The sequence below is a fragment of the Chamaesiphon polymorphus CCALA 037 genome (genome assembly GCF_003003845.1).
Lineage (GTDB): Bacteria > Cyanobacteriota > Cyanobacteriia > Cyanobacteriales > Chamaesiphonaceae > Chamaesiphon > Chamaesiphon polymorphus.
Genome location: NZ_PVWO01000730.1, coordinates 1 through 2170 on the forward strand (window position 1 = coordinate 1; position 2170 = coordinate 2170).

Consider the following 2170-nt stretch of genomic DNA (forward strand, 5'->3'; position numbering starts at 1 on the left):
CTTGCCTCTGTTTGGAATTTTCCTCATTTTAGCAAGCAACCAAGTAACCCTAATTTTTAATCTTGACACTGCACTAGGCGGCGATCGTCAACTAAATTGACATTTCAGCACTTCGCTCGCGACTCCAATAGTTCGGATTCGGTAGCGAACGACTCATTGGCTTCTATTTTCAATTAAAAAATTATAGACAATAACGATCTCCTCCTGTAGAATAGGAGATTGTGGTCTAAAACTTCCGGCTCCTTAGAGCTGAGATTGCGGTAAATCGGCTGAGATAGATACTAGGCGGCTTGCTGCCCGAGTCTTCACCAGCACATAACACGATTTCCGCTCGATACCTTGTCCTTCCAAATGAGTGCAAACTTATCGCATCCAACGCAGTTATCGAGCGTGCGCTCGCACGCTCGATAACTGCTAACGTTGGCTGGATTGATAATATTAAGTCAAACCCACAGATGGACGCGCCTGCCGGTGGAAGTCCATCAAAATCCTGATGTCTCAAATATAAGGAAGACTAATAAACCGTGTCTATCGGTATTCTCGGCACCAAACTCGGCATGACCCAAATTTTCGACAAAGAGACAGGGAGAGCAATTCCTGTCACCGTCGTTCAAGCAGGCCCATGCACCGTTACACAGATCAAAACCAAAGCCACTGACGGATATAGCTCTGTCCAAATTGGTTTTGATGAAGTCAAAGAAAAAGCGTTAAACAGACCAGAATTGGGTCACCTCAAAAAATCTGAGGCTCCGCCACTGCGTCACTTGCAAGAATTTCGGGTCGATAACCCCGATAATTGGACGCTCGGTCAAGAAATCAAACCAGATATCTTTACTGTCGGTCAAATTATTGACGTCACAGGTAACAGCATCGGTAAAGGTTTTGCAGGTTGGCAAAAACGTTGGAACTTCGCCAGAGGGCCAATGTCTCACGGTTCCAAAAATCACCGCGAACCTGGTTCGACTGGTGCTGGTACGACTCCCGGTCGCGTCTACCCTGGTAAGAAAATGGCAGGACGACTGGGTGGCAAACGGATCACGATCAAGAAATTGGTAGTAGTTCAGATCGATGTCGAGCGAAACGTCCTATTGATCGAGGGTTCCGTTCCTGGCAAACCCGGCGCGCTACTGCGGATTGTGCCTGAAGTCAAAGTAGGTAAATAATCTAAGTAAGTAGAATCGGGAGATAAAAAATAGTTATGGCTAATTGCGTCATCCGCAACTGGCAAGGCGAGGAAGCTGGCTCCGCCACCCTCGAATTGGCTGTTGCTAAAGCAGAAAATGCATCACACATCGTCCACCGCGCTCTAATTCGGCAGACAAACAACGCTCGTCAAGGTACCGCTAGTGCCAAGACTCGCGCCGAAGTCCGAGGTGGCGGTCGCAAACCCTGGAAACAAAAAGGTACCGGACGCGCGCGTGCGGGTTCGATCCGTTCTCCGCTGTGGCGGGGTGGTGGGGTAATTTTTGGACCAAAGCCCAAAGATTACAACATGAAAATGAACCGCAAAGAGCGGCGATTGGCTTTGCGAACTGCACTGATGGGTCGGATTGAAGATATTATCGTCGTCCAGGACTTTACAACTAATTTAGCTCAACCCAAAACCAAAGAGTTCGTCCAAGCGATGACTCGATGGGGTGTGGAACCCGACGGTAAAGTGTTGGTAATTGTAGCTGAAGTTGAAGACAATACCTTGTTGTCAGTACGGAATATTGCCAATGTCAAAATGATTTCGGCTTCGGGACTCAACGTTTTCGATCTCCTGAATGCAGACCAGATCGTCGCTACTGCTGAAGCGATCGCTAAAATCCAGGAGGTTTATAATGACGATTAGAGTTGCTGACCGCGATTTACCAGATTTAATTCGGAATGTAATTGTGACTGAAAAAGCCACAATTATGATGGAACAAAACAAGTACGTTTTTGACGTAGTGCCCCAGGCAACTAAGCCACAGATCAAAGCCGCGATCGAGTCTTTGTTTGAAGTCAAAGTCAAACGCGTAGACACCCAAAACTTACCCCGCAAAACTCGCCGCGTCGGTAAATTCCTTGGTGCTAAACCCAAATACAAACGGGCAATTGTCACGATCGTCGAAGGTCAAGAGATCGTTCTCTTCCCTGAAGTTTAAGAAGTAGGTGGGAGTTCGGAGTTCGGAGTTGGAAGTTCGGA

3 protein-coding genes are annotated in these 2170 nt (G+C 47.4%); all 3 read left to right on the forward strand.

The features are described 5' to 3' along the window. Window positions 1-524 precede the first annotated feature (524 nt). The 3 genes from rplC to C7B77_RS28760 are packed head-to-tail and all read left to right on the forward strand — an operon-like array spanning window position 525 to window position 2129. Window positions 525-1163: a 50S ribosomal protein L3 gene (gene rplC, locus C7B77_RS28750; protein WP_106313126.1), complete on the forward strand. Its 639-nt coding sequence runs from the start codon at window positions 525-527 to the stop codon at window positions 1161-1163. A gap of 35 nt (window positions 1164-1198) precedes the next feature. Further along, window positions 1199-1834: a 50S ribosomal protein L4 gene (gene rplD / locus C7B77_RS28755; RefSeq protein WP_106313129.1), complete on the forward strand. Its 636-nt coding sequence runs from the start codon at window positions 1199-1201 to the stop codon at window positions 1832-1834. Next, window positions 1824-2129, forward strand: coding sequence for a 50S ribosomal protein L23 (locus tag C7B77_RS28760; protein ID WP_015161715.1), 306 nt, complete (start codon window positions 1824-1826; stop codon window positions 2127-2129). Before rplD ends, C7B77_RS28760 begins: the two co-directional genes overlap by 11 nt. Window positions 2130-2170: the final 41 nt, after the last annotated feature.